Source organism: Polaromonas sp. (genome assembly GCF_039932935.1).
Taxonomy (GTDB): Bacteria; Pseudomonadota; Gammaproteobacteria; order Burkholderiales; family Burkholderiaceae_C; genus Polaromonas.
On record NZ_JBDTPB010000115.1, the window covers coordinates 1 to 5769 of the forward strand.

General features: G+C 61.0%; 4 protein-coding genes and 1 tRNA gene. 1 reads left to right on the forward strand and 4 read right to left on the reverse strand.

Annotated features, from left to right (window positions below; translation table 11 throughout):
• Nucleotides 1–2831, reverse strand: a 2831-nt coding sequence (locus tag ABI546_RS18360) for an efflux RND transporter permease subunit (protein WP_348048877.1), incomplete at its 3' end; no start/stop codon positions are given.
• 12 nt (nucleotides 2832–2843) lie between these two features.
• Entirely contained in the window at nucleotides 2844–4130 is a 1287-nt protein-coding gene (locus ABI546_RS18365) for an efflux RND transporter periplasmic adaptor subunit (protein ID WP_348048879.1), read from the reverse strand.
• Between the two features lie 173 nt (nucleotides 4131–4303).
• On the opposite strand from ABI546_RS18365, the gene ABI546_RS18370 reads away from it, so the two are divergent.
• Complete coding sequence (locus tag ABI546_RS18370) at nucleotides 4304–4978, forward strand: TetR family transcriptional regulator (RefSeq protein ID WP_348048881.1); 675 nt, start codon at nucleotides 4304–4306, stop codon at nucleotides 4976–4978.
• Between the two features lies 1 nt (nucleotide 4979).
• Here ABI546_RS18370 and ABI546_RS18375 read toward each other — a convergent pair whose 3' ends face one another.
• Together ABI546_RS18375 and ABI546_RS18380 are read right to left on the reverse strand one after the other, a co-directional pair.
• Complete coding sequence (locus ABI546_RS18375) at nucleotides 4980–5615, reverse strand: DUF6806 family protein (RefSeq protein ID WP_348048883.1); 636 nt, start codon at nucleotides 5613–5615, stop codon at nucleotides 4980–4982.
• 61 nt (nucleotides 5616–5676) lie between these two features.
• Nucleotides 5677–5769, reverse strand: a tRNA-Leu gene (locus ABI546_RS18380).

A 5769-nucleotide genomic window follows, 5' to 3' on the forward strand; every position in this document is an offset into this window, starting at 1 on the left:
AACTCGATGATCAGAATCGCGTTTTTCGCCGACAGGCCGATGATGGTGATCAGGCCCACCTGGAAGTACACATCATTTGAATAGCTGCGCATCAACGTCGCCAGCAACACACCGATCACGCCCAACGGCACCACCAGGATCACTGCGAGCGGAATGCTCCAACTCTCGTACAGCGCAGCAAGGCACAGGAACACCGCGAGGATGGCGAAGCCATACAGCAACATGGCTTGCGAGCCTGCGAGTTTTTCTTCGCGTGACTGGCCGGTCCATTCAAAGCCGAAGCCCTGCGGCAGTTGGGCCGCGAGTTTTTCCATCTCGGCCATTGCAGCGCCCGAGCTGTAGCCCGGCGCTGCGCTGCCGCTGATACGCACGGCCGGGTAGCCGTTGTAGCGCACCGTCTGCATCGCACCTTTGATCCACCGCGTGCTGGCAAACGCCGACAGCGGAACCGGCAGGCCGCGGCTGTTGATGGCGTTGAGCCGGAGCAGGTCGTCGGGCTGCATGCGCGAAGGCGCATCGGCCTGGACCACCACGCGCTGCAGGCGTCCCTGGTTGGGGAAGTCGTTCACATAGCTGGAGCCCAGCGAAGTGGACAGGACTGCGTTGATCGCATCAAACGACACGCCCAATGCATTGGCCTTGTCCCGGTCAATATCGAGCTGCAACTGCGGCGCATCTTCAAGGCCGTCGGGCCGGACCTGCGTGAGCACCGGGCTTTTGGCCACCATGCCCAGCAACTGGTTGCGCGCGTTGATCAGGGCATCATGGCCCGCACCGCCGCGATCCTGCAGCCGGAAACTGAAGCCCGAGGCCGTGCCCAGTTCGGGGATCGGAGGCGGGCTGAGCGGAAAGATGAAGGCATCGCGCACGCCCATGAGGGCGCCAAAAGCTCGTCCGGCCACCGCTGCGGCCGAATGCGCCTCGCCATCGCGCTCCTTCCAGTCCTTGAGCGTCACGAACGCCAGCGCGGCATTCTGGCCCTGACCGGAAAAGCTGAAGCCGAGCACACCGACCATGCTTTGAACTTCAGGCTGCTTGAGCATGAAGCCTTCGACTTTTTCCATCACCGAAAGCGTGCGCTCGTAAGTGGCGCCCGGCGGCAACTGCACGTTCACCAGCAGGTTGCCCTGATCTTCATTGGGCAGGAAGGAGGTGGGCAGGCGCAGGTACACCACGGCGACGGCCGCGATGATGGCGACATAAATCACAAGGTAACGCGCGGCACGTTTGAGAATACGCGCGACCATGCCTTCATAACTTTTGGCGGTACGCGAGAACCCCCTGTTAAACCAGCCGAAAAAGCCCTTCTTTTCGTGGTGGTGCCCGGCCTCGACCGGCTTGAGCAGCGTGGCGCAAAGTGCCGGGGTCAGCGACAGAGCCAAAAAGGCGGAAAAGCCGATGGACGAAACCATCACAGCGGAAAACTGGCGGTAAATGTTGCCGGTCGAGCCGGCAAAAAACGCCAAAGGCACGAACACGGAAATCAGCACCACGGTGACGCCGATGATGGCCCCCGAGATCTGGCCCATTGCCTTGCGCGTGGCTTCAAGCGGCGGCAGCCCTTCTTCGGTCATGATCCGTTCGACGTTCTCGACGACCACAATCGCATCGTCGACCACGATACCGATCACCAGCACCATGCCGAACATGGTGAGCACGTTGATCGAAAAACCCAGCGCCAGCAAGGTGGCGAAGGTCCCCAGCAACGCAATCGGCACCACGATGGTCGGGATGATGGTGTAGCGCCAGTTCTGCAGGAACAGGAACATGACCAGGAACACCAGGGCCACCGCTTCAAACAGCGTTTCAGCGACCTGGGATATCGAAATCTTGACGAAGCGTGAGCTGTCGTAAGGGATGTCCCACTTCATGCCTTGCGGGAAGTAACGCTGCAGGTCCGTCATTTTGGTACGAACCGCCTTGGCAGCGGCAAGCGCGTTGCCGCTGGGCGCCAGCTGGACACCGATACCGATCGCGGTTTTGCCGTTCAGGCGCGCCGACGTGGCATAGGTCTGGCCACCCAGCTCAATGCGGGCCACGTCTTTCAGGCGGACCGACGATCCGTCGGTGTTGGCGCGAAGGACGATATTGCCAAACTGCTCGACATTGGCCAGCTGGCCATTGACCACCACCGTGGCGGCAATGCCCTGGCCTGCGATATTCGGCCGGTCGCCAATACTGCCGGCGGACACCTGTGCATTTTGCGCGCGGATCGCGGCGTTCACGTCGGCGGCCGACAGGCTGAAGCCGGTGAGCTTGGCCGGGTCCAGCCAGATGCGCATCGCACGTTCGCTGCCGAACAGTTGGGCTTGGCCGATGCCGGGCAAACGCTGCAGCTCGGGCACGATGTTGCGCGAGGCATAGTCACCCAGCGCCACCGGGTCATGCGCCGGGTTGTCGGAGGACAGCATGGTAAATAGCAGGAAGTTGGCGCGCGACTTGTCGACGCGCACGCCCTGCTGCGTAACAGCCGCAGGCAAACGCGGCGAAGCGCGCGACAACCGGTTTTGCACATCCACCTGCGCCAGGTCGGGGTTGGTGCCGGGCTCGAAGCTCAGTGTGATGCTGCCGGAACCATCTGCCTGCGCCACGGATTCCATGTAGATGAGACCGGGCGAGCCGTTCATCTCGCGCTCAATCACCGACAGCACGCTGTCTTCCAGCGTCTGGGCAGACGCGCCGGGATAGGCGGTGTTGATGACAATCGAGGGCGGCGCCACGGGCGGGTATTGGGAAATCGGCAGCTGCGTGATCGCCACGCCGCCACCCACCAGGATGAACAAGGCGATCACCCAGGCAAAGATCGGCCGATCAATGAAAAATTTGGCCATGTAGTCGGCTCCTTACTTCGCGGCTGCCGAAGCAGCAGAGGCAGCGGGCACGGGAGCTTGCGCGCCGGACGCGGCGGAGGCCGGGGCAGAAGCCGCACCGGTCGGCTTGGCACCGACAGGTTGCCATGGCACGGGCTTCACCGTCGCGCCGGGCTGCAGTTTCTGGAATCCATCCACCATGACTTTTTCACCGGTTTTCAGGCCGTCAAGCACGACCCACTGGTTGCCTTTGGCGGAACCGATCTTGATGGGGCGCGGGCTGACTTTTCCGTCGTCGCCCACCACCATGACCGTGTCGCCCTGCCCGCTGCGCGTAACGGCTTGCTGCGGCAAAGTGATGGCGTTGCTGGCCTGCGCCTGCTCGAGGCGAACGCGCACATAAAGGCCGGGGAGCAATTGACCACCCGGGTTGGGCACTTCGGCCCTCAGAGTCACCTGCCCTGTCGTGGAGTCGACCGTCAGATCAGAAAACAGCAGGCGGCCGGGGCGAGCATATTCAGTGCCGTCTTCAAGCACGATGCGGACGCTGGCCGCTTCGGCACCAGTGGCGCGTTTGAACTGTCCACTTTCCATGGCGGCACGCAGCTTCATGATTTCAGGAGCGGATTGCGTGAAGTTCACGTACATCGGGTTGATTTGCTGAACCACCGCCAATGGAGTGGCCTCGCCCTGCCCGACCAGAGCGCCTTCAGTGACCAATGCACGTCCAATGCGTCCGGAGATCGGCGATGTCACGGCGGCATAACCCAGATTGATGCTGGCGGTCTGCACATTGGCCTTGCCCACCGCAACGTCGGCCTCTGCCTGCTTTTGTGCCGCAATGGCGTTGGCATATTCCTGTTTGCTGATGGCGTTGGCCTCCACCAGCGGCTTGTACCGCTCGGCCAATGCAGCGGCCTGCGCCAGGTTAGCTTCGGCGCGCGCCTGGCCCGCTTTTGCGCTGGCGGCAGCAGCGGCATAAGGTGCGGAGTCAATCGTGAACAGCGCCTGACCTTCTTTCACATCGCTGCCTTCACGAAACAGACGCTTTTGCAAAATGCCGGCTGCACGCGCCCTTACTTGCGCCACGCGCGAGGCTTCAAGGCGGCCGGGCAGTTCGGTCACCAGGCCAACGTCACCTTGCGTAACGGTGACCACGCCCACTTCGGCAGGCGGAGGGGCACCGCCAGGCGCACCAGCACCCTTTCCGCAACCGGCCAGAAACAAGGCGATGGCAGCCACCAGCACAAGAGGCTGGCGCGGCACCGACTGGGAAAATGAAAAGTACGAAAGCGAATAGGCAACGCGAGACTTGGGCATGCTGATCCTCAATTTTTGGGAATAAAGCGCAAAGGGACAAGGTGTGAGCGGCATTGAAATGCGCGTCATCTTTGCCGAAGACAAAAAGAATAAGGGTTTTTGCGAGTGTTATAGTTTACATACATTTGTGAATGTATAACGACAGCATGCAAAATCGGCTGCAGGAGACATAAATGGCCCGTCGAACCAAAGAGGATGCCCTGGCCACCCGGCACAAACTGCTGGATGCGGCGGAGCACCTGTTCCAGGCCCAAGGTGTCTCACGCACAAGCCTTCAGGACATTGCACGCCGCGCCGGCGCCACGCGGGGCGCCGTCTATTGGCACTTCAAGGACAAGGCCGACCTGTTCAACGCCATGATGGAGCGCGTCACGCTGCCCATGGAAAACGCGTTCAATCAGGAAAACGACCTGCAGCAAAACCTTGGCACTCCCTCCCTCAATTCAATCGACAGGATACGGCTTTCCACGGTCAACGCGCTGCGACAAATTGTGACGGACGCCCAAACAAGGCGCGTCTTTGAGGTGGCAACGCAGAAGGTGGAATATGTGGAGGAGCTTCAGGCGGTGCGCTTGCGGCACCTGGCGGTGCGCGGTGGATTTTTGTTGGGTATCGAGCAGGCCGTAGCCACGGCGGCCGGACAAATGAATTTGCAACTGCCTGTATCCGCTTCAGCCGCTGCGCAGGGACTGCACGCGCTAATAGACGGCCTGATACAGAACTGGTTGCTGGATCCAGAGGCGTTTGACCTGCTGGAGATTGGCCAACTCGCGATCGATGTTTATCTGCGAGGCCTCGGTTTTCCGGGTGCACCGGCAGCCGCTGGGCCGCGCGGCGCAGGCAAATAGATCAGTGCAGATGCCGGGGTTTGCGGCCACCCCCACCATGGCCTGAACCACCCTGAGGCCCGCCCAGGCCGCGCGGTGGTTTACCCAGTTGCATGGAATTCACCAACGCATCAAAGCGCTGCTCGAACAGCTTGTCGACGGCCGCCACGACCTCGCCAAGTTCAGAGCCGTCAAAGTGGCGCTCCATCAGGCCGATCATGTCCTGAACCAGCAGGTCACGCTGCACCTGCATGATGGCCGCCGGCGTAGGGCCGACAAAGTACATCGCGAAGTCGTCACGGGCCTCCTCTTCGGCGTCCCCTTCGTCTTCGTCAAAATCGGCGTCGTAAAAAGTCACTTCGATGGGCGCACCGGCTTCAGCCAGATCGTTCAGCCCCATACACATTTCATCGAGCGCCTGGCGAAAATCCTCGTCACCGGGGACTGTCCAGCACATTTGCAGCAAATGCTTTTGGGCATCAAAACGGATGCCTGGTTCTTCCTCGTAGGAGCTGGCAGCACCGGCTGCCAACGATTTGGAACCCGTGTATTTCCACAATGGCTTGAGAGCCTCCTGGAGCTGCTCAAAGCTGACTTCCGCGCGCAAAGGCACTTCGCCGTGAACGTGGATCTCAAAAGGTGTGTTGTAGCGGGACATGATGGAATTTATCTTACCCAGTTTTCAAAAGCGCGCGCGGCGCGTGGGTGAGCCGCCATCGTGGTGCCTGAGACCGGAATCGAACCGGTACGCCCGTTATTCACGAAGCGGCGGATTTTAAGTCCGCTGTGTCTACCTATTTCACCACTCAGGC